The following is a 20,920-nucleotide window of genomic DNA, read 5'->3' on the forward strand; positions in this document are numbered from 1 at the left end:
ACGAAGCGCCTCCCCGGTGATTTAACGCGGTGCTGCACGTTCCCCGTTCCAGTGTTGTATCCATGCCAAAATCATTTTGGGATAACGACGCGCGGGCACCGTTTCTTTCGCGTCTTTCAATGCATCCTGGGCCGTTGCCGTCTGGTAAATCACCTTATCGCGAGGCACGTAGTCGCTGGCATTCAGCGGCGAATGTTTACTGACCCAGTCACGCAGCACCACGGCGTCAACGTTGCCACTGTTGACATAACCCGGATGTGAATCAATACGGGGATAGCCATCGCCGCCCGCCGCATTGAAGCTGTTAGTCGCCATCCGATAAGTTTTGGTGTCATCCAGCGGCTGTCCGTTGATCGTGACTTTACTCACGCCGCTGCCATTCGCGGTCAGACTGACATTTGCAAACTGGGCATAACCGCCTGAACCCGGTTCGATATTCGCCACCACCGCCAGATAGCGTTTAATTTCCGCCCCACTCAGCGTGACGGAAACGACCTGATTGGCAAAGGGTTGGACCTGGAGCAAATCGCGCCACGCTACGGGCCCTGGTTTGAGCGAGGCCCGAATTCCGCCGCCGCTCATCACGGCGAAGTCGGCCTGGGTCGCGGCCATCTGCGCCCGCAGGATAAGCTGCCCGAGGCTGCTTTGCTGAACGCGCACGGTTTCTTTTTCGCCGGAAAACACCCCGTTGACGCGCCCGACATTCACCTGCAACGTCGCTTCAGCGCGTTTTTGAAACGGCGTCAGTAATTTCATCATAGCCGTGTTTTTGGGGATCTCTTCCTGCCAGGTCAGCCAGGATTCGCTGCCATCGAGATTTTTGATTTTATGTTTGAGGTTAACCGGGATGAGCTGATACGACGCCAGGGTAACCTCGCCATTGCGGTAGGTAAAATCGCCACGTCCGACATATTTTCCCCACTTTTCCGCCTGCATAATCCAGACGCCATTTTGCCGGTCAGGCTGACAGGGCTGACCCGGCTGGTAATCTTTGCGGCTCACATTCTCTTTTTCCATACAGACCGCGTCATGCGAATGCCCCCCTACGATCATATTGAGGGTGCCCGCAGGCAACCTGCGCGCCAGCGTCACATCATCAATCCCGTTACTGCCGTGTTTGCCGTCGTCATAATGACCAAGATGGGTCAGCGCCACGATCACATCCGGTTTTTCTTTGGCGCGTAGTTCAGACACAACCTTTACGGCTTCGGCTACCGGGTCACGGAATTCGATATCCGTTAACTGTTCAGGGTTGGTCAGGCGGGCGGTATCCGGCGTGATTAACCCGATAACCGCAATCTTCAGCCCCATGCGCCGGAACATCGCCCAGGGTTTAAACAGACGTTTACCTGTGCTTTTTTGATAAACATTCGCGGCCAGAAAAGGAAATTTGGCCCATTTTTCCTGTTTCCGCAGCACGGCGAGGGGTTTATCGAATTCATGGTTGCCCAGCGTCATGGCATCGTAACCAATCAGGTTCATGCCACGAATATCAGGTTCGGCATCCAGGGCATCCGATTCCGGCACGCCAGTGTTGACATCTCCGGCCGACAAAATCAGTGCACCACCGCCTTTGGCCTGAATATCGTAGCGTGCGGTATCTATTAATGTTTTTTGTGCCGCCAGACCGTACTCGCCCTGCTCATCAAACCAGAAATGGCCGTGCAGATCGTTGGTGTGCAAAATGCTGAAACGGTAACTCCGGTCAGGCACGGCAGCCTGAGTAAACAGTGATGAGAGCAACATCGCCCCGGTCAGACCCGCACCCGCCCATCGAGATAACACCACAGCCTCTCTCCTTTGAATAATGATTCTTGCCGATCGTCAGCGCCCTTTTGTGTCGCACATTCCCTGTGTTAACTCAAGTTTATCGCGCGTCGTCCGGTCATTATCGCAGGTTGTTCAGCGCAGGACAGGGTCTGATTTTGTCATCACTGTTATGCATGAAGGCGCAATGTTAAGCAGAAGGAACAATCAGCTTGTTAATTTTTAGCTACTTTCGCTGGTGTGATTCGCCCTGTGTTAAATTTATGTATTACTCTGTTTTTAACAGTGCATTTCGTCAAGATGGCCTTCGCGCGCGCAGACAAGGCTGGCTGAGCCAATGCTAAATAACAGACTGTTTTGTTTGCTGTTTTATCACCCGCTTTCATGCCATCAGGTCAGCCGCCTATCCGACCGCCCCGACGCACAGAGGCCAACGAAGCAAAGGGAGCAGGCAAATCGCTGCCTGAGTGCGGTTGTAGGCTGTTACCAACACATTTTCACCTCATTATCGTCACGCTTGTGTCATTTAGAATGAATAAACTCCTTCATGACCGTACGCAACAGACCGTTGTATCGACCCATAACTGCGATAAGTGAGAAAAACAGCCTTCATCTTGCACTTTTCGCCTATTTCCCTAATTTCTTTTGATAATCCCACAAATTATTCAGCGATGCCGCCTGATATGCATTAAACTCATTTGTTACAACCGGATACATTTACATCCAAGGAGACAGGCATGCATCACACCACACCGCTGATCACCACTATTGTCGGGGCACTGGTTCTGGCTTTCCTCCTTGGTATGCTGGCTAACCGGTTACGAATTTCTCCGCTGGTGGGTTACCTTGTTGCTGGTGTTATGGCCGGCCCTTTTACACCCGGCTTTGTGGCAGACACGAATCTGGCACCGGAACTGGCCGAACTGGGCGTGATTCTGCTGATGTTTGGCGTCGGTCTGCACTTTTCACTGAAGGACCTGATGTCGGTAAAGCGGATAGCCATTCCCGGCGCGATTGCACAGATCGCGGTAGCCACCTTGCTGGGAATGCTGATGTCGTGGGCGATGGGTTGGTCGTGGATGACCGGCCTGGTGTTTGGCTTGTGTCTTTCAACCGCCAGTACTGTGGTGTTGCTGCGTGCGTTAGAAGAACGGCAGCTGATTGAAAGCCAGCGCGGTCAAATTGCTATCGGCTGGTTAATTGTCGAAGACCTGGTGATGGTGCTTACGCTGGTCTTGCTGCCCGCCATTGCGGGCATGATGGAACAGGGCAACGCCAGCGCCAGCCTGGTGATCTGGGATCTGCTCTGGACCATCGGCAAAGTTGCCGCCTTTATGGTGCTGATGATGGTGGTAGGCCGCCGTGCGGTCCCCTGGATTCTGGCGAAAAGTGCGGCCACGGGTTCACGCGAGCTGTTTACGCTGTCTGTCCTGGCGCTGGCGCTGGGCATCGCATTTGGCGCCGTCGAGTTCTTCGACGTGTCTTTTGCGCTGGGTGCGTTCTTTGCCGGAATGGTGCTGAATGAATCGGAGTTAAGTCAGCGCGCTGCCCGTGACACGTTGCCGTTACGGGATGCTTTTGCAGTGCTGTTCTTTGTCTCTGTCGGCATGTTATTTGATCCCATGATCCTGGTGAAAGAGCCGCTGGCCGTGCTGGGTGCGTTGGTGATTGTCGTCATCGGCAAATCCGCCGCCGCCTGGCTGTTGGTTTCGCTGCTGGGTCATTCGCGTCGGACAGCGATGACCATCTCGGTGAGTCTGGCGCAAATCGGCGAGTTTGCCTTTATTCTTGCCGGTCTGGGCATTTCACTTGGCCTGCTTGATGAAGAAGGCCGAAATCTGGTCCTGGCGGCCGCTATCCTTTCGATCATGCTCAATCCGGTTCTGTTTACGCTGCTGGGGCGTTACCTCGCCAAAAATGAAACGATGGAGCAGCAGACGCTGGAAGAAGCGCTGGAAGAAGAACAAGAGATTCCTGTGGATGTCTGCAACCATGCGGTCATCGTTGGCTATGGTCGCGTCGGCAACCTGCTGTGTGAGCAACTGATCAAACTGAATATTCCGGTGGTGGTGGTAGAAAGCTCCATCCCGCGCGTAAAAGCCTTACGGGATCAGGGGATCAGAGCGGTGCTGGCGAATGCCGCCCGCGCCAATACCCTGGCGCTGGCCCGGGTGGACTGTGCCAGTTGGCTGTTAGTCACTATCCCTAACGGCTACGAGGTAGGCGAAATTGTGACGGCAGCACGACAGAAGCAGGCTGATATCGATATTATCGTGCATGCCCATTATGACGATGAAGTGGAGTATATTCTGGAGCGCGGTGCAAACCACGTCGTTATGGGTGAGCGGGAAATTGCCGCCAGTATTATTCAGAAGTTACAGGAAAAGCTAACGCTGCGGGAAGAAAAAACCGTCCGCGAAGGCCAGCACTAATCCATCCCAAACGGCTGTCGCCCCGCTGAACTCTCAGAGATTCAGCGGGGCGTCTGACTTGTCGGCCTTAACGATCCCAGTAGGACTCTTCCAGGCTGTCTTCACGCTCAGGCAAACCGCGCGTCAGTCGGGGCGAATGCTGATTCAGGACCTGATAGCTGACCCGGTTAGCATATTTGCAGACCTGCGCCAGCGACGAATAGGTCAGATAAGCACGCGCATGTTTACTGGAGTTAGGTACGTTGCGGCGATGGTAGTTATTCGCCGTAATGTCATGCAGCAACGCTGCCAGCGCGCCGTCCCCTGCCCCATTGGTATTCATGATCTTCTCCGGGCCGCCCATGTAAGGCGCGATGTGCGAGAAAATGCGTAACGGCTGCTGACAATCCTGTTTACGCATTGCGCGACTGAATTCGTACTGGTTGAATTCAGCAATCGCGCCCGGTAACAAAGGATGGTTGGTTTTACGCTTAAATTCGTCTTCGGTATAGCCCGCCATATATAAACCGGTCGGCCCTGCCGTGCACAGCACCAGATCCACCCACTCCAGCGCCCTGTCCGAGGCCAGTAGCGGGTCGGCCTCGCCCGTCAGCGCCAGCGCCTCTTCTTCGTTCATCGCCACAATCGACACGTGGTCACGCAGGAAATCACGCCAGAACTGAGGATTGTCACCTATCACGTGTTTCGTGCCTAACGTCAGCACCACCGGCACGTTGTGGCGCTTTGCATACTCGATAGCCTGCAGCGTCGCCTGTGGCATCGGTTCACCGTCTTTGCAACGCACCAGATACGAGGTCAGAACCAGCGCGGAAGCGCCCGCAATTACGTCCTCAGGCACACTTTCCGCTTTGAGCTGGTTCATCTGGCCAGGGCTAATCGCAAAGGTCCGATCGCCCTGATCGCCGATCAGGGTGAAACAGCGGCCAATCGCTCCGTCCACGCCCTGAAGATAGTTAAGATCCATGCGGCTCGACGTATTACAAAGGTAACGATACGCATAACCGCCAATCTGAATGTTATTGCACATCACGCCCAGCAATACGGAACGGTCGTCCGCCAGCACGGAGAAATTGTGCAGCGTGTTGCCAATCGTGCCGCCTGCGAACTGGTGAGTAATCAGTTCGTCACGCATCAGTTCAGCGTACAGCGCTTCTGCCACGGCATCGTCAATGACCAGCGAATGGCCGGCACTCAGACCATAGCGGACCAGAAAGGCATCATCGACTTTCGCTTCGATATCGACCAACGTCTGATCGATGCCCACTACCCAACTGCCGTCTTCGTTATCGAATGACGAGGACTGGAGAAGGGGATCGCGCGCGCTGACGGGAAAATAGTGTTTGGATTTACGTTTGCCAGGAAATTTCATGGTGACTGCCGTGAGGAAAAACAGGCAGAGAAGCATATCATATTCTCTGCGACGACTTTAACGCTGCGCGCGAATCCGTAGCACGCCCATCCCGCCCTGCCAGACTCCGGCGCATCTGACGTGTCAGCGTATATTCCTGGCAGGCCATCTGATGAACGCCGGGACGTGGCGCCTGCAGGTTCATGACAGCCTGTAGGAGGATGCAGCACGACTGCAATGCGGTTCCGTACCTGTCAGGCAGCAAGGGCCAGAAAACGGTCTGCGACAAGCGCGGCTGGCGTTCAGAGGACAACGAAGAAGGAAAACGCAGGAAAATATGGGTAGATTCACTACAGCAAAAGGGGCCAGTCGTACCGGCCCCTCTCTGCTTAGCCCAGAATTTTAGCCAGCTCTGCACTCACGTCGGACACATTACGTGTGCCGTCGATTTTGTGGTACTCAGTGTTACCCGCTTCGGCTTCTTTGCTGTAGTAAGCAATCAGCGGTGCGGTTAGCTGATGGTATTCCACCAGACGTTTGCGCACCGTTTCTTCCTGATCGTCTTTACGCGTGGTCAGCTCTTCACCGGTCACGTCATCCTTGCCTTCCACTTTCGGTGGATTGAATTTGACATGGTAAACACGGCCTGATGGCGCATGAACACGGCGACCGACGATGCGTTCAACGATCAGTTCATCCGGCACAGCGAACTCCAGCACATAGTCCACTTTGATACCGGCTTCTTTCATTGCGTCAGCCTGAGGAATGGTGCGTGGGAAACCATCAAGCAGGAAACCGTTTTTGCAATCTTCCTGGGCGATGCGCTCTTTAACCAGCGCAATCACCAGCTCATCAGTAACCAGCTTGCCGGCATCCATAATGGCTTTCGCCTGGTTGCCCAGTTCGGTGCCCGCTTTAACCGCTGCACGCAACATGTCGCCAGTGGAGATCTGCGGAATGCCGTATTTCTCCATGATGAATTGGGCTTGAGTCCCCTTACCTGCGCCCGGAGCTCCGAGCAGAATAATACGCATTGCGTAAATCCCCTTGCGAATCGCATTGATGAATCTGAGAAGCGGAAGAACATACCATTATGATCCGCGCACCACAAGGAAGGGGCGGATCAACGCAGATCAGTGTACTGACTTTAGCCAGCGATCGCAGTGCGCGATACCAGTGAAAAGGCATTTTCGGACTGGTAGCGGGTACAATGGGGCTTTTAAGGCGGTTGCGCAACAAATATGGGTGCCGGAAGGCAGGAAGGCTGCAGCCAAAAAAAACCGGTGAGGATCTCACCGGTTTCGTCGTCTTACGCCGTCAGCAGTTGGTTCATCCGACGGATAAACTGATTAGGATCGTCCAGCGTGCCGCGCTCTGCCAGCAGGGCCTGATCCAGTAACAGCTCAATCCATTCACCGAAGCGGGCTTCATCCTGGGTATCTGCCACGCGCTTCACCAGTTGGTGATCGGGGTTGATCTCGAAGATATATTTCACTTCCGGCACGTCCTGTCCTGCCGCCGCGAACAGTTTGGCCATTTGCGTGGTCATCTCGTTTGCATCGGTGGTCACAATCGCAGGCGTATCGGTCAGACGGTGCGTCAGACGGACTTCTTTCACACGTTCGCCCAGCAGCGTTTTCACGCGCTCAACAAAAGGTTCCAGCGCTTTTTCCGCTTCTTTCTGCGCTTCCGTTTCTTCGTCAGCCAGCTTATCCAGCGCTTCATCCGCTTTGCTGACGGACTGGAAGGCCTTACCGTCGAACTCGGTCAGATAGCTCATCATCCATTCATCGATACGATCGGACAGCAGCAGGACCTCAATGCCTTTTTTACGGAACAGCTCCAGATGCGGACTGCTTTTCGCTGCAGCATAGCTGTCGGCGGTAATGTAGTAGATCTTCTCCTGACCCTCGACCATACGGCTGACGTAATCTTCCAGCGACACGGTTTGCGCCGCGCTCTCGCTTTGTGTGGTGGCAAAACGCAGCAGTTTGGCAATCGTCTCTTTGTTGGCGTGATCTTCAGCGGGGCCCTCTTTCAGGACCAGACCAAACTCTTTCCAGAAGGTCTGGTACTTTTCGCTGTCCTCTTTCGCCAGCTTCTCCAGCATCTGCAGAACACGTTTGGTCAACGCACCGCGCAGATTCTGGGTAACACGGCTGTCCTGCAGAATCTCACGCGATACGTTGAGCGGCAGATCGTTAGAGTCAATCAGGCCGCGCACAAAGCGCAGGTAGTTCGGCATAAACTGCTCGGCGTCATCCATGATAAACACGCGCTGCACGTAGAGTTTCAGACCATGTTTATGGTCGCGGTTCCACATGTCGAACGGTGCGCGAGCCGGGATATATAGCAGGCTGGTGTACTCCTGTTTCCCTTCTACGCGGTTGTGGCTCCATGTCGCCGGATCGCTGAAATCATGGGCAATATGTTTGTAGAACTCTTTGTACTCTTCGTCGCTGATCTCTGACTTGCTGCGGGTCCACAGCGCCTGAGCTTTGTTGATTTTCTCCCAGGTCGTGGTGCCGCTTTCTTCATCTTTGGTTTCGATTTCAACCGGCAACGCAATGTGATCGGAGTATTTACCAATGATGTTGCGGACGCGCCAGCTGTCGAGGAATTCATCTTCGCCTTCACGCAGGTGCAAGGTGATTTCCGTACCGCGATCGGCTTTGCTGATGTCAGCGATGGTATACTCACCTTCACCTGCCGATTCCCAGAACACGCCTTCGTCTTCGGCGGCACCCGCCGCGCGCGTGCGCACCGAGACTTTGTCGGCAACGATAAAGGCCGAGTAGAAACCCACACCGAACTGACCGATCAGCTGACTGTCTTTGGCCTGATCGGAGCCCAGGGATTCCAGAAAGGCTTTGGTGCCGGATTTTGCAATAGTGCCAAGGTTTTCAATCACTTCATCACGGCGCATGCCGATACCGTTATCGCTCAGCGTGATGGTGCGGTTATCCTTATCGACAGAGAGACGCACGCGCAGGTCACCATCGCCTTCGTACAGGCTGGCATCAGACAGCGCGCGGAAGCGCAGTTTATCCGCCGCATCCGAGGCGTTGGAAATCAGTTCACGCAGGAAAATCTCTTTGTTTGAATAGAGAGAATGGATCATCAGGTGCAGAAGTTGTTTTACCTCTGACTGAAAGCCACGAGTCTCTTGTCCTTTCATGGTCATTGCTACCTCAACAGAATCAGATTTAACGAACGTTGAGGAGGATGTGGGGGTACATGCAGGATTTTCAAGCCGGCGTTTTTCACAACGCCGGCAAGCGTTTAAAATTTAATCTTCTGGCGGCCTGCCAGTGAGTGGGATAGCGTGGTGCCATCCACCATTTCCAGTTCGCCGCCCATCGGAACGCCATGCGCAATGCGGCTGGCTTCAACGCCATACTGGCCGCATAATTCTGCAATGTAGTTCGCGGTCGCTTCGCCTTCCACGGTGGGGTTGGTCGCCAGGATCACTTCCTGAATCGCTTCCTTCTCCAGACGCTGTTCCAGCCGATCGAGACCGATATCTGCCGGGCCAATGCCATCCAGGGGCGAAAGATGGCCCATCAGAACGAAATAACGGCCGGCAAATTGCCCGGTTTGCTCAATAGCATGGATATCTGCCGGACTTTCCACCACGCAGATCTGACCGTTTTGCTGACGCCGGGGATTGGCGCAGATAGTGCAGATTTCCTGCTCGGTGAAGGTGCGGCAATCGGCACAGTGACCGATTTCCGACATTGCCCGGGTCAGCGCCTGTGCCAGCCGCATTCCCCCACTACGATCGCGCTGTAGCAGTTGGAACGCCATCCGTTGCGCCGACTTCGGCCCAACGCCCGGCAAACAGCGCAATGATTCCATTAAGGACTCTAGCAGTGGGCTGGTTTGCATCAGAACGGCATCTTGAAGCCTGGTGGCAACTGCATGCCTGAAGAGACAGACGCCATTTTCTCTTTCTGCGCTTCATCAATGCGACGCGCCGCGTCGTTGAAGGCGGCAGCGATCAAATCTTCCAGCATGTCTTTGTCATCTTCCAGCAAGCTGGGATCGACTTCCACACGGCGGCAGTTGTGGGCACCATTGATGGTCACTTTGACCATGCCTGCGCCTGATTCACCCGTGACTTCCAGGGCGGCAATTTCTTCCTGAACCTGGGCCATTTTGTCTTGCATCTGCTGGGCCTGTTTCATCAGGTTGCCCAATCCGCCTTTACCAAACATAGTTTTCTCTCTCTGCTGAGGCTACAACGCGGTTTATTCATAACGTTGCAGCGTGTTCAAACGGGTCGAATGCTTTCCTCATCCAAATCGGCATCGAAAAAGCGACGAAGGGTTTGAATGTGGCTGTCACTCAAGATGGACTGACGCGCCTGCGCCAGCTTCTCTTCATAAATGGCCTGACGCCACTCCAGTGGCGTCAATACCGTAGGATTATCGTCTTCAATAACCGACAGTTCAACCTGATGTCCGGCAACCTGACTCAATGCGGCGGTCAGGGCCTGCTGCGCGGAGGCCGAATTCAGGTGGCGCTGGCTGGAACGTAAATGCAGGCAAATACCCTGATCGGTGGTCTCTTTCCAGGCATTCAACGCCAGCTGTTGAACCAGTTTAGGCAGCGGCAAACCGGCCACTTCAGCCGCCCAGGCATCACGCTGCTGGGCTTCTTCAGCCAGCCGTGCGGCCAGCTCAGGATTTTTCTCATGCTCCAGCGCAGAACGCAAGGCTTTTGGCGTGGCGACGGGCGCGGCCGCTTCGGTTACGGGCGTCAGCGCTTTCCAGCGGTACGCCTCTTTTTTTACCGGCGCTTCAGGGGCGCGCTCACGCACACGCTGCTGACTGCGTTCGGTCACCGAGGCCAGTCGCTCAAGGGCAGAACTGGCCGGCCGCGCACCTGGCGCTGCCGGCTCACTCTTTTTTGCTTTGTTTGCTCCCTGGCGCAGCAGTTGGGTTCGCGCCTGCAGGAGCTGGCTGGTGGAACTGGACAGTGACGGTTCGGGTGCCGCAGGCGAGACAGACTGCGCGGTTGGTGCCGAAGCGGGTTCGGGTGCCGCCATTTGTGGCCGGGCAGCGGGCGCCGATTCGGTTGGCGACGGCGGTACGTTCTGTACCGGCACCGGCGCTGACTGCGCGGTCAGCGTGGGCCGCGCGATCGGCTCCGCGACGGCCGCTTTGGGATGAAACGCCAGCGCGCGCAATAAGGCCATCTCAATGCCCATACGACGATCGGGCGCAAGGGGTAAATCTTTGCGCCCCATCAGCAGGGTTTGATAATAAAGCTGCAGATCGGCAGGCGGCACGACGCGCGCCAGTTCCCGTAGGCGCAACGCATTGCTTTCTTCATCGTCGTTAAGAGAGGCAGGCAGTAACTGTACCATGGCAATGCGGTGCAGCAGGCGAAGCATCTCAACGAGCAATGCCTCCCAGTCAACCCCGCGCGAAGCTGCCTGCGCCAGCAACGCCATCACCTGTTCCCCGTTGCCGTCGACTACGGCTTCAAGCAGCCCCAGGGGTTGCTCATCGTCAAGCGTCCCGAGCATCGCCCCGACGGTCGCGCTGGTCACGCTGCCCTCGCCCATCGCAATGGCCTGATCGGTAAGGCTCAGCGCATCGCGCATACTGCCATCGGCAGCACGGGCCAGCAGTTGCAGCGCCCGAGGTTCCCGGGCGATCTGCTCCTGTTCTAATACATTGTCAAGCTGCTGACGGATCTGGTCAACATCCAGCGCTTTAAGGTGAAACTGCAGACAACGGGACAGGATTGTCACCGGCAGCTTCTGCGGATCGGTCGTCGCCAGCAGGAATTTAACGTGTGAAGGCGGTTCTTCCAGCGTTTTCAGCAGCGCATTGAAGCTGTGACGCGACAGCATGTGCACTTCATCAATAAGGTAAACTTTAAAGCGGCCGCGGGCGGGCGCATACTGCACGTTATCAAGCAGATCGCGCGTGTCTTCCACTTTGGTGCGCGAGGCGGCATCAATTTCGATGAGATCGACAAAACGGCCCTGTTCGATCTCACGGCAGTTATCGCACTGGCCACAGGGCGTGGCGGTGATCCCGGTTTCGCAGTTAAGGCCTTTTGCCAGCAGACGGGCAATCGTGGTTTTCCCTACGCCCCGTGTGCCGGAGAAGAGATAAGCATGATGGATGCGTCCCAGAGACAATCCATTCGCCAGCGCCGTCAGAACATGTTCCTGACCGACAACATCAGCAAACGCCTGTGGACGCCATTTTCGGGCAAGTACCTGATAGCTCATGTGGTTTCGACGAATTTGGATGGAAATGTGAGCGCAGACGCACTGCAACCCCTGTATATGATTGCAGTAGTCTAACAGCTACGCTTTCACCTATCACTCGTTATCTTGAAGCGGTAAAGCGGAATGGCCCCACAGGTGCGCGAGGCCAGAAGCGAGGCTTAGTGGCCGGGGAAATTGACCAGGCTGTAGCTGTCAACGCCCAGCGCCTTGAGGCGGGCTTCCCCTGCCAAATCGAACAGGTTAATAATAAAAGCAGCATCTTTTACTTCACCGCCTGCACGACGGATCAGTTTGATCGTGGCTTCCAGCGTTCCGCCGGTCGCCAGCAGATCGTCGACCACCAGCACGACGTCGCCCGGCTGGATCGCATCTTTGTGCAATTCCAGTTGGTCGGTACCGTATTCCAGCTCGTAGGATTCGCTGTAGGTTTCACGTGGCAGTTTGCCCGGTTTACGCACCGGGACAAAACCCAGCCCCAGCCCCAGGGCAACCGGCGCACCAAAGAGGAAGCCACGCGCTTCTGTGCCGACAACTTTGGTGATGCCTTTATTACGGTAGCGCTCAACCAGCAGGGCGATGGACGCTGCATAGGCGTTCGGGTCTTCCAACAGGCTGGTGACGTCACGGAAAAGAATACCCGGCTTCGGGTAATCAGGAATACTTTTGATACTGTTTTTAATCAGTTCAAGCTGCTGCGCAGTGTCGGTCATAATCTTAAGCCTGGTAAAAAAATTCTGTTTTGCGCAGCTTCAATAGCGCCAATACCTGATTAAAGGTTCAGCGGAAATACATTCATAATGGGAAGCCGCACACGAAGAGGCCCAAATCTAAGCAAATGGCCGGCTAATTGCAACTTTATCGCGGAGGTAAACTGTCGTCTGGTGTTTCTGCCACCACCGGCATCCGCCACATAAACAGCAACAGAAGGCACAACATGATGCCCAGCATGATCCGTACCCACAGCACTGGCACCAGCCACAAGGATAACGCAAATGTCGCCACAATCAGTATGATGGCGCGGCTTTTTGCCCCTGGCGGCATGCCACGATGCTGTTGCCAGTGACGAATATAGCGACCAAAGGGCGATTTCCAGAGCAGCCAGTGATGAAAACGTGGTGAAGAACGGGCAAAACACCATGCTGCCAGCAGCATGAATGGCGTTGTAGGTAATAAAGGTAATACAATGCCCAGTATGCCAAGCACTATCGCCAGCCAACCCAGGGTTAATAAGACAATGCGTTGCATACCTGCCACCCAGTGCGTTTTCCGTTGCATGACTTTAGCATACCTGCGTTGGGCGCAATGAGTAAGCATCCGACGCGGCAAAGGCTGCATCACTGCCTTCTCACCTTGCGCCAGGCCATCCACAGCCATCCCGACGGCGAGTGTCGCTCGCCGCGTTTTGACAACCAACTCTTTACGACGAAAGGGACCCGACTGGCCGATTATCTGCAGGAGATTGAGCACAACTATCAGCGCCTTTGTCAGGCCGGCGAGGATGTGGAACGTAGCCAGTGGCTGGCGGGTCATCTGGTGGACCAAATCGCTGCCCTGCAGCGTGAAGCCAGTACCCAGCAACTTCGTAGCCGCGCAGAACGTGTCCGGCCTTCCGCCCGTCAGCAAAAATATCTGGAATACCGGGAATATGAGCGTCGACTACAGGCGATGATCGACCAGCGGGAGCAACGGCTGTCGCTGGCAGAAACCTTTGCCGTTCAGCAGCAGTTGAAAAAAGACCTGGAGGTACTGGAAGGCCGTATGGCACGCTGCCGGCAGGCGATCCGCTCGGTGGAGTGGGCAATGTCACTGTCAGACAGCCCGTTTAGCAGTTAATGCGCTATCTTTGCAAGACCGCCATCGCAGGATGGCACGCTTATCAGGCCCATGATACAACGTCGCAGGAGGAATGATGTCCCTGGAAACGGCCCCCGAAGAGGTCAAACTGGCGGTAGATTTGATTCAGCTGTTTGAAGAACACCAACTGTCGGTGGAAACGGTGTTGTCCGCCCTGGCCATTGTTCAGCGCGATTACGAAAAGAAACGCGACGAACAGCGCAAAGACTAAGCCTTTTTTGCCAGCGTCGGACTTAAGCGCAACATATCAATCAGGGCATCCACCAGTTCGGGCGCATCGGCAACCAGATCGAATTTGCCAGGCGTAAAAAGCCAGCTTTCCATCATGCCATTGACATAGCTGCGCATGATTAACGCCGCCTGTCGGGTCTGGAACGTTTCTGGAAGTTGCCCGGCATCAATGCACTGACGCAGTACGTCTTCAATTTCGTTGTAACGCTCAAGCAACAGACTTTGCTGGATACTTTTTACGGCAGCCATTTCCCCGACAAATTCGCATTTATGAAAGATGATTTCCATCAACGCACGGCGCTGCGGATCGCGCGCAGTCGCCTGAAAGATATAGACCAGCATCGCCCGTAAAATGGAGAGTGGATCACCGGGGTATTTTGTTTGATACTCAAGTTTCACTTCATTAAGCCCGGCATCGCAGCGAAGCCATATTTCGTTCAACAAATCGGCTTTGTTTTTGAAATGCCAGTAGATAGCGCCACGGGTTACGCTGGCTGCAGAAGCGATGTCCGCCAGGGAGGTGGCTGAAACCCCCTCTTTCGAAAACAGAGCAAGGGCGGCGTCCAGAATTTGATGCCGGGTTTCAAGAGCTTGCGCTTTGGTTTTTCGTGCCATAGGGGACTTTTTTTACAAACAGGTAAGTTTACATACATTTGTGAATGTATGTACCATAGCACGAGCTAAAATAATACGCAGCAATGGGTTCATGGCTTTGTGATCCATTGATCATTTGATATCGGACTCTAGAGGTTTATTTATGAACAAATTCAGAGGGTTAACGCCTCTGGCGGCCGTCCTGATGCTCTCAGGCAGCTTTGTGTTAACAGGATGTGACGGAAATAAATCCGACCAGGCCGCCCAACAACAGCCGCCGGAAGTCGGTGTTGTCACCGTTAAAAGTGAACCCCTAAAAATTTCGACCGAACTGCCTGGCCGTACCCTGGCTTACCGTATTGCCGAAGTGCGTCCGCAGGTTTCCGGTATCATTCTGAAGCGTAACTTTATTGAAGGCAGTGAGATTAAAGCCGGTGAATCGCTCTATCAGATCGATCCCGCGACCTATCAGGCGTCCTATGACAGCGCCAAAGCCGATTTAGCGAAAGCAGAGGCCAATGCACGTATAGCGCAACTGACGGTCAATCGTTATAAGCCGCTGCTTGGCACCAAATATATCAGTCAGCAGGACTACGATAATGCCGTCGCCACCGCGGCACAAAACAATGCGGCCGTTCAGGCCGCGAAGGCTAACGTAGAAACCGCACGCATTAACCTGGCGTACACAAAAGTCTCTTCGCCTATCAGTGGCCGCATTGGTAAGTCATCCGTTACAGAAGGTGCGCTGGTACAAAGCGGGCAAACCACAGCGCTGGCCACGGTGCAGCAGTTGGATCCGATGTATGTCGATGTTACCCAGTCGAGTGAAGATTTCCTGCGTCTGCGTTCAGAACTGGAGTCCGGTCAGCTGAAACAGAACGATGGCAAAGCCAACGTTACCCTGCTGATGCAGAATGGTAAAAACTATGCTCAGCCGGGTACGCTGGAGTTCTCGGATGTGACCGTTGATCAAACCACCGGCTCGATCACCCTGCGCGCGATCTTCCCTAACCCTGATAAAGCCTTGCTGCCAGGGATGTTTGTACGTGCCCGTCTGGATGAAGGTACCAATCCAAACGCCCTGCTCGTTCCTCAGCAGGCGGTAACGCGCACACCAACCGGTGACGCCTCTGTCATGGTGGTCGGCGCGGACAATAAAGTTGAAGCACGTAAGATCAAAGCAGCCCAGGCTATTGGCGATAAATGGCTGGTAACAGAAGGTCTGAAAGCGGGCGAGCGTGTGATCTTTACAGGTCTGCAGCGTGCAAAACCGGGTGCACAAGTTACACCTAAAGAAGTCACAGACGATGCAAAAGCCGCAAAAGGTGATCCCTCTCAGGCCCAGTCTGCTAAAACATCGTCCTAACAGGAGCCGTTGATACATGGCTAAGTTCTTTATCGATCGCCCAATCTTTGCGTGGGTGCTGGCTATTATCGTCATGCTGGCGGGCGCGTTATCGATTATTAAATTACCGATTGAGCAATATCCCAATGTTGCGCCACCGGCCATTGAGATTCAGGCTAACTACCCTGGTGCTGACGCGAAAACGTTGCAAGACTCGGTGACGCAGGTCATCGAACAAAACATGAACGGCATTGATGGCCTGATGTATATGTCATCAAGCAGTGATTCCTCGGGTGCTCTGACGCTGACTATCTCCTTCCAGTCAGGGACTGATGCGGATATCGCGCAGGTTCAGGTGCAGAACAAACTGCAGCTGGCAATGCCACTGCTGCCTCAGGAAGTGCAACAACAGGGGATTCAGGTTAAAAAATCCTCCAGTAGCTTCCTGATGGTAGCGGGTTTCATCAGCGATGATGGCAGCATGACGCAGAACGATATTGCTGACTATGTTGCCTCTAACATCAAAGATCCTATCAGCCGTACGCCTGGCGTGGGTGATACCCAGGTCTTTGGTGCGCAGTACGCGATGCGCATCTGGATGGATCCGAGTAAGTTAAATAACTATCAGCTGACGCCGGTTGATGTGATCAATGCACTTAAAACCCAGAACGCCCAGGTGGCTGCCGGTCAGTTAGGCGGAACACCGCCGGTGCCGGGACAGCAGCTGAACGCCTCGATTATTGCGCAAACGCGTCTGACCTCCACCAAAGAGTTCGGCAACATTCTGCTGAAAGTGAATAACGATGGCTCTCAGGTGCGTCTGCGCGATGTGGCACAGATCGAACTGGGTGGTGAAAACTACGAGATCATTGCGCGCTATAACGGTAAGCCTGCGTCCGGTATCGGTATCAAACTGGCGACTGGCGCTAACGCCCTGAATACCGCCGAAGCCGTTAAAGCCGAGCTGGCTAAGCTGCAGCCAACGTTCCCGGCGGGAATGAAGGTCGTTTATCCTTACGACACCACACCGTTCGTTAAAATTTCTATTTTCGAAGTGGTGAAAACACTGATGGAAGCGATTCTGTTGGTGTTCCTGGTGATGTATCTGTTCCTGCAAAACTTCCGAGCCACGCTGATTCCGACTATTGCCGTGCCGGTTGTGTTGCTGGGGACCTTCGCCATTATCGGCGCCTTTGGTTACTCGATAAACACCCTGACGATGTTCGGGATGGTGCTGGCCATCGGCCTGTTGGTGGATGACGCCATCGTGGTGGTCGAGAACGTCGAGCGCGTCATGGTGGAGGAAGGACTGCCACCGAAAGAAGCGACCAAGCGCTCGATGGAGCAGATTCAGGGCGCACTGGTCGGTATTGCCCTGGTGCTGTCAGCGGTCTTTATTCCCATGGCTTTCTTTGGTGGATCGACCGGCGTGATTTATCGTCAGTTCTCCATCACCATCGTGTCGGCCATGGCACTGTCAGTACTGGTTGCGTTGATTCTGACCCCCGCACTCTGCGCCACTATGCTCAAGCCGGTGAAAAAAGGCGATCACGGCGCCACCAAAGGCTTCTTTGGCTGGTTTAACCGCCTGTTCGACAAGAGTACGCATCACTATGTTGACAGCGTAGGTCACATCGTTCGCGGTACGGGTCGCTATCTGCTGCTTTATCTGCTGATTGTGCTGGGGATGGCATTTCTGTTCCTGCGTCTGCCTTCATCGTTCCTGCCGGAAGAAGATCAGGGCCTGTTACTGGCTCAGGCTCAGCTCCCTGCCGGTGCCACACAGGAGCGCACGCAGAAAGTGCTGGATCAGGTTTCTGATTACTTCCTGACGAAAGAAAAAGACTCGGTGAAATCTGTCTTTACCGTTGCGGGCTTTGGCTTTGCGGGCCGTGGACAGAATACCGGTATTGCCTTCGTCAGCCTCAAGCCGTGGGATGAGCGTACCAGCAGCGACATGAAAGTGCCTGCGATCCAGGGACGTGCAATGCAAGCGCTGGCGCAAATTAAAGACGGTATGGTCTTTGCGTTTAACCTGCCTGCCATTATCGAGTTAGGTAACGCGACCGGCTTTGACTTTGAACTTATCGATCAGGGTAACCTGGGGCATGAAAAGCTGACGCAGGCGCGTAACCAGCTGTTTGGCATGATCGCACAACATCCGGATACGCTGGTCGGTGTGCGTCCCAACGGTCTGGAAGATACGCCGCAGTTCAAACTGGATATCGATCAGGAGAAAGCCCAGGCACTGGGTGTCTCACTCAGTGATATCAATACCACGCTGGGCGCATCCTGGGGCGGCTCTTACGTTAATGACTTCATTGACCGCGGTCGTGTGAAGAAAGTCTACGTGATGGGTAAAGCTGATGCGCGTATGCTGCCTGACGACATCAATAAGTGGTATGTCCGAAACAGCAACGGCGAGATGGTGCCCTTCTCTGCCTTCTCATCAGCACGCTGGCAGTATGGTTCACCGCGTCTGGAACGTTACAACGGTTTACCGTCTATGGAAATCCTTGGGCAGGCAGCCCCCGGCAAGAGCTCCGGTGATGCCATGAACCTGATGGAAGAACTGGCTTCGAAACTGCCGTCGGGCATTGGCTTTGACTGGACCGGGATGTCCTATCAGGAACGTCTGTCGGGTAACCAGGCACCTGCCTTGTATGCCATTTCACTGATCGTCGTGTTCCTGTGCCTCGCGGCCCTGTATGAGAGCTGGTCCATTCCGTTCTCGGTCATGCTGGTGGTTCCGCTGGGCGTGGTCGGTGCATTGATCTTTACGACCTTGCGCGGACTGAGCAATGACGTTTACTTTGTCGTGGGGTTACTGACCACTATTGGCCTCTCGGCGAAGAACGCCATCCTGATCGTGGAATTTGCGAAGGACCTGATGGAGAAAGAAGGCAAAGGGCTGGTGGAAGCCACGCTTGAAGCCTGCCGTATGCGTCTGCGTCCTATCCTGATGACCTCACTGGCGTTTATTCTGGGCGTACTGCCGCTGGCCATCAGTACCGGTGCCGGCTCTGGTGCACAGAATGCGGTCGGTACGGGCGTCATGGGCGGGATGGTGACCGCGACCGCGCTGGCCATCTTCTTCGTACCGGTATTCTTTGTGGTGGTGCGTCGTCGCTTTGGTAAAAACAAAGCCGAAATCGAAAAGGGTCATCCCGTCGATCATCCTGACCACTCGCATTAATCTGTAAACTTAAAGGCCGCATCAGCGGCCTTTTTTAATGCCTCACGCCGTCTCTTTTTTGACAGCCGCAGGGATTAACCGCTGCCACGATGACGCTGGCTTGTATTATCGCGATAACTTCCTGTTCACTCGGGGTGAACGCTGCCTTCCTCACCCTCTTTTACATTCAGGCTGGTCACGTCCGGCGCGATCCCGGATGACCTGACGAGTCACTTTGCTTCTTTTCGGTCTTAACCGGTTCACGCTGATTTCACACCCGCTTCTTTCTCTTGTCTCTGCCCGGCTTCTTACCCTCTCGTCAGACTGCGCTGACGTGTCACGCGGCTGACAAGCGTGTCTGAAGCCACTTTGTCTTTGTGGCAGCGCAAATCTGTTCTTTCCTGTCTGCCTGAAGCACGGTCTGCCCTGCGCCTGTTCTCAGTCAGCGACAGCGTGCTATCCGTTGCACGGTTTGCCCGCCATCGCCGCCCCGCTGTTTCCCCTGGGTTTTACAGGGTTGCATTCATATCGGCCACGGCGCATAATATTGTTATATTATAACATTACATTGTTGAGAAGTATGAAAGCGAATATTCATCCCTCCTATCGTGCCGTGGTGTTCCATGACACCTCGGCTGATGTCTTTTTCAAAATCGGTTCAACAATCAAAACCGACCGTACCGTTGAGTTTGAAGGCGAAACCCTGCCGTATGTGACGCTTGATGTCTCCTCGGCCTCTCATGTGTTTTACACCGGTAAGCAGAAAGACTTTGCCAAAGAAGGCAGTACCGCGCGCTTTAATCAGCGTTTTGGGCGTTTTCTGGGTCGGAAATAAGCGAGGGCAACATGCAGGTACTCAGCTCACTCCGTTGCGCAAAGCGTCGCCATCGGGATTGCAAAGTCGTTCGGCGTAAAGGCCGTATCTATGTCATCTGCAAAACGAATCCGCGCTTTAAAGCCGTGCAGGGAAGAAAGAAAAAACGTTGATGTGTCGTGAACCTTAGCCGGACTGTCTCTTTCGAGCCATTCCGGCTTTTTTTATGCTTAGCGCATGCTCTTGAGCATCACGTCAACGTTGTGTTTAAACGCGGCTTCATAGGTCGGCGCCGGGCCGGACGCGGTGGACAGCGCTTCCGGATAAAGCTCACCACCCGGCTTCGCGCCTGTCGCGCTGGCAATCTGTTTCACCAGACGGGGATCGGTCTGATTTTCCATAAAGTAGGTTTTGATATGCTCCTGCTTAAGTTGGGTGATCAAACTGGCTACATCGCTGGCGCTGGCTTCCGCTTCGGTGGAGAAACCAACCGGCGCAAGGAACGTGACGCCATAGCGTTGGCCAAAGTAACCGAAAGCATCATGGCTGGTCAGCACCTTACGTTTTTGCTGCGGAATGGCGGCAAAAGAGGTTTTGGCCCAGGCGTCCAGCTTTTGCAGTTGCTGAATATATTTTTCGCCGCGCTGACGGATATCTTCAGCGTCCTGGGGATCGGCCTTGATTAACGCATTCATCACGTTTTTGGCATAAATGGTGCCGTTATACATGCTGTTCCACGCATGGGGATCGGTAATGGTTTTGCCATCCTCTTCCATCGTGCGGGTTTCAATCCCTGTCGAGGCCACTACGGGCTCCCCTTTATAACCTGAGGCCGTCACCAGACGGTTCATCCAGCCCTCCAGACCGAGTCCGCTGACAAACACCACATCGGCTTTTGCCAGCGCTTCGCTGTCCTGCGGCGTCGGTTCGAAAGTATGGGGATCGCCATTGGGCCCGACCAGGCTTTTAACATGAACATGATCGCCGCCAATTTGTTTGACGATATCGGCCAGCACGGTAAAACTCGCCACTGCATCGATCGTTTTCGCCATGGTGAAGGGGCTGACGACTAATGCACCGATTGCCAGACTAATGGGTAATATCTTCATC

The 20,920-nt window shown here is 54.5% G+C and carries 18 protein-coding genes and 1 other annotated feature; of the genes, 7 read left to right on the forward strand and 11 right to left on the reverse strand.

What is annotated here, in order from left to right:
* Positions 1-21: 21 nt before the first annotated feature.
* Positions 22-1,746 carry a bifunctional UDP-sugar hydrolase/5'-nucleotidase UshA gene (ushA, locus tag C1N59_RS15115; RefSeq protein WP_226376987.1) on the reverse strand — a complete coding sequence of 575 codons (1,725 nt, stop codon included), beginning with the start codon at positions 1,744-1,746 and terminating at the stop codon, positions 22-24.
* A gap of 758 nt (positions 1,747-2,504) precedes the next feature.
* On the opposite strand from ushA, the gene ybaL reads away from it, so the two are divergent.
* On the forward strand, positions 2,505-4,199 hold the full coding sequence (gene ybaL, locus C1N59_RS15120; RefSeq protein ID WP_205951349.1) for a YbaL family putative K(+) efflux transporter: 1,695 nt from the start codon (positions 2,505-2,507) through the stop codon (positions 4,197-4,199).
* Positions 4,200-4,266: 67 nt separating this feature from the next.
* Here ybaL and C1N59_RS15125 read toward each other — a convergent pair whose 3' ends face one another.
* From C1N59_RS15125 to C1N59_RS15160, 8 genes are all read right to left on the reverse strand, one after another.
* Positions 4,267-5,568 (reverse strand): inosine/guanosine kinase, encoded by a 1,302-nt coding sequence (locus C1N59_RS15125; RefSeq protein WP_033738797.1) that lies wholly within the window; start codon positions 5,566-5,568, stop codon positions 4,267-4,269.
* Positions 5,569-5,936: 368 nt separating this feature from the next.
* Positions 5,937-6,581, reverse strand: a complete 645-nt coding sequence (adk, locus tag C1N59_RS15130; RefSeq protein ID WP_033738701.1) for an adenylate kinase — start codon at positions 6,579-6,581, stop codon at positions 5,937-5,939.
* Between the two features lie 275 nt (positions 6,582-6,856).
* A complete protein-coding gene (gene htpG / locus C1N59_RS15135; RefSeq protein ID WP_033738700.1) occupies positions 6,857-8,731 on the reverse strand; it encodes a molecular chaperone HtpG in 1,875 nt (624 codons plus the stop codon).
* A 98-nt stretch (positions 8,732-8,829) separates the two neighbouring features.
* Positions 8,830-9,435 (reverse strand): recombination mediator RecR, encoded by a 606-nt coding sequence (gene recR / locus C1N59_RS15140; RefSeq protein ID WP_006117920.1) that lies wholly within the window; start codon positions 9,433-9,435, stop codon positions 8,830-8,832.
* Entirely contained in the window at positions 9,435-9,764 is a 330-nt protein-coding gene (locus C1N59_RS15145; protein ID WP_033738698.1) for a YbaB/EbfC family nucleoid-associated protein, read from the reverse strand. The genes recR and C1N59_RS15145 overlap by 1 nt, the downstream gene beginning before the upstream one ends.
* 56 nt (positions 9,765-9,820) lie before the next feature.
* A complete protein-coding gene (gene dnaX / locus C1N59_RS15150) occupies positions 9,821-11,797 on the reverse strand; it encodes a DNA polymerase III subunit gamma/tau (protein WP_039338469.1) in 1,977 nt (658 codons plus the stop codon).
* Positions 10,418-10,479, reverse strand: a sequence feature (DnaX frameshifting element). (Overlaps the previous gene by 62 nt.)
* Before the next feature lie 158 nt (positions 11,798-11,955).
* Positions 11,956-12,507 carry an adenine phosphoribosyltransferase gene (gene apt, locus C1N59_RS15155; protein ID WP_006117923.1) on the reverse strand — a complete coding sequence of 184 codons (552 nt, stop codon included), beginning with the start codon at positions 12,505-12,507 and terminating at the stop codon, positions 11,956-11,958.
* 145 nt (positions 12,508-12,652) lie between these two features.
* Complete coding sequence (locus tag C1N59_RS15160; protein ID WP_033738795.1) at positions 12,653-13,042, reverse strand: DUF454 family protein; 390 nt, start codon at positions 13,040-13,042, stop codon at positions 12,653-12,655.
* Between the two features lie 57 nt (positions 13,043-13,099).
* Here C1N59_RS15160 and C1N59_RS15165 point away from each other — a divergent pair, with 57 nt between their 5' ends.
* Both C1N59_RS15165 and rsmS read left to right on the forward strand, forming a co-directional pair.
* Positions 13,100-13,630 carry a primosomal replication protein gene (locus tag C1N59_RS15165; protein WP_283787652.1) on the forward strand — a complete coding sequence of 177 codons (531 nt, stop codon included), beginning with the start codon at positions 13,100-13,102 and terminating at the stop codon, positions 13,628-13,630.
* 76 nt (positions 13,631-13,706) lie between these two features.
* Positions 13,707-13,862, forward strand: a complete 156-nt coding sequence (rsmS, locus tag C1N59_RS15170; protein WP_006117926.1) for a pleiotropic regulatory protein RsmS — start codon at positions 13,707-13,709, stop codon at positions 13,860-13,862.
* Here the strand turns inward: rsmS and acrR are convergent.
* Positions 13,859-14,497, reverse strand: coding sequence for a multidrug efflux transporter transcriptional repressor AcrR (gene acrR / locus C1N59_RS15175; protein WP_039338471.1), 639 nt, complete (start codon positions 14,495-14,497; stop codon positions 13,859-13,861). The two genes, rsmS and acrR, sit on opposite strands and share 4 nt — an antisense overlap.
* A gap of 142 nt (positions 14,498-14,639) precedes the next feature.
* Here acrR and C1N59_RS15180 point away from each other — a divergent pair, with 142 nt between their 5' ends.
* The 4 genes from C1N59_RS15180 (at position 14,640) to ykgO (ending at position 19,983) form a co-directional block, all read left to right on the forward strand.
* On the forward strand, positions 14,640-15,842 hold the full coding sequence (locus C1N59_RS15180; protein WP_006117928.1) for an efflux RND transporter periplasmic adaptor subunit: 1,203 nt from the start codon (positions 14,640-14,642) through the stop codon (positions 15,840-15,842).
* A 16-nt stretch (positions 15,843-15,858) separates the two neighbouring features.
* Positions 15,859-19,017, forward strand: coding sequence for a multidrug efflux RND transporter permease subunit AcrB (locus C1N59_RS15185; RefSeq protein WP_033738689.1), 3,159 nt, complete (start codon positions 15,859-15,861; stop codon positions 19,015-19,017).
* A 559-nt stretch (positions 19,018-19,576) separates the two neighbouring features.
* Positions 19,577-19,831: a type B 50S ribosomal protein L31 gene (locus C1N59_RS15190; protein ID WP_033738687.1), complete on the forward strand. Its 255-nt coding sequence runs from the start codon at positions 19,577-19,579 to the stop codon at positions 19,829-19,831.
* Between the two features lie 11 nt (positions 19,832-19,842).
* Positions 19,843-19,983, forward strand: a complete 141-nt coding sequence (gene ykgO, locus C1N59_RS15195) for a type B 50S ribosomal protein L36 (RefSeq protein ID WP_006117931.1) — start codon at positions 19,843-19,845, stop codon at positions 19,981-19,983.
* A 57-nt stretch (positions 19,984-20,040) separates the two neighbouring features.
* Here ykgO and C1N59_RS15200 read toward each other — a convergent pair whose 3' ends face one another.
* On the reverse strand, positions 20,041-20,919 hold the full coding sequence (locus C1N59_RS15200) for a metal ABC transporter substrate-binding protein (RefSeq protein ID WP_033738684.1): 879 nt from the start codon (positions 20,917-20,919) through the stop codon (positions 20,041-20,043).
* Position 20,920: the final 1 nt, after the last annotated feature.

The sequence above is a fragment of the Pantoea sp. SGAir0183 genome (assembly GCF_043545505.1).

What these genes read in the sequence shown, in the direction of transcription:
- ushA (WP_226376987.1), bottom strand. Translation starts at nt 1,746, where the DNA reads ATGTTGCTCTCATCACTGTTTACTCAGGCTGCCGTGCCTGACCGGAGT.
- ybaL (WP_205951349.1), top strand. Translation starts at nt 2,505, where the DNA reads ATGCATCACACCACACCGCTGATCACCACTATTGTCGGGGCACTGGTT.
- C1N59_RS15125 (WP_033738797.1), bottom strand. Translation starts at nt 5,568, where the DNA reads ATGAAATTTCCTGGCAAACGTAAATCCAAACACTATTTTCCCGTCAGC.
- adk (WP_033738701.1), bottom strand. Translation starts at nt 6,581, where the DNA reads ATGCGTATTATTCTGCTCGGAGCTCCGGGCGCAGGTAAGGGGACTCAA.
- htpG (WP_033738700.1), bottom strand. Translation starts at nt 8,731, where the DNA reads ATGACCATGAAAGGACAAGAGACTCGTGGCTTTCAGTCAGAGGTAAAA.
- recR (WP_006117920.1), bottom strand. Translation starts at nt 9,435, where the DNA reads ATGCAAACCAGCCCACTGCTAGAGTCCTTAATGGAATCATTGCGCTGT.
- C1N59_RS15145 (WP_033738698.1), bottom strand. Translation starts at nt 9,764, where the DNA reads ATGTTTGGTAAAGGCGGATTGGGCAACCTGATGAAACAGGCCCAGCAG.
- dnaX (WP_039338469.1), bottom strand. Translation starts at nt 11,797, where the DNA reads ATGAGCTATCAGGTACTTGCCCGAAAATGGCGTCCACAGGCGTTTGCT.
- apt (WP_006117923.1), bottom strand. Translation starts at nt 12,507, where the DNA reads ATGACCGACACTGCGCAGCAGCTTGAACTGATTAAAAACAGTATCAAA.
- C1N59_RS15160 (WP_033738795.1), bottom strand. Translation starts at nt 13,042, where the DNA reads ATGCAACGCATTGTCTTATTAACCCTGGGTTGGCTGGCGATAGTGCTT.
- C1N59_RS15165 (WP_283787652.1), top strand. Translation starts at nt 13,100, where the DNA reads ATGAGTAAGCATCCGACGCGGCAAAGGCTGCATCACTGCCTTCTCACC.
- rsmS (WP_006117926.1), top strand. Translation starts at nt 13,707, where the DNA reads ATGTCCCTGGAAACGGCCCCCGAAGAGGTCAAACTGGCGGTAGATTTG.
- acrR (WP_039338471.1), bottom strand. Translation starts at nt 14,497, where the DNA reads ATGGCACGAAAAACCAAAGCGCAAGCTCTTGAAACCCGGCATCAAATT.
- C1N59_RS15180 (WP_006117928.1), top strand. Translation starts at nt 14,640, where the DNA reads ATGAACAAATTCAGAGGGTTAACGCCTCTGGCGGCCGTCCTGATGCTC.
- C1N59_RS15185 (WP_033738689.1), top strand. Translation starts at nt 15,859, where the DNA reads ATGGCTAAGTTCTTTATCGATCGCCCAATCTTTGCGTGGGTGCTGGCT.
- C1N59_RS15190 (WP_033738687.1), top strand. Translation starts at nt 19,577, where the DNA reads ATGAAAGCGAATATTCATCCCTCCTATCGTGCCGTGGTGTTCCATGAC.
- ykgO (WP_006117931.1), top strand. Translation starts at nt 19,843, where the DNA reads ATGCAGGTACTCAGCTCACTCCGTTGCGCAAAGCGTCGCCATCGGGAT.
- C1N59_RS15200 (WP_033738684.1), bottom strand. Translation starts at nt 20,919, where the DNA reads ATGAAGATATTACCCATTAGTCTGGCAATCGGTGCATTAGTCGTCAGC.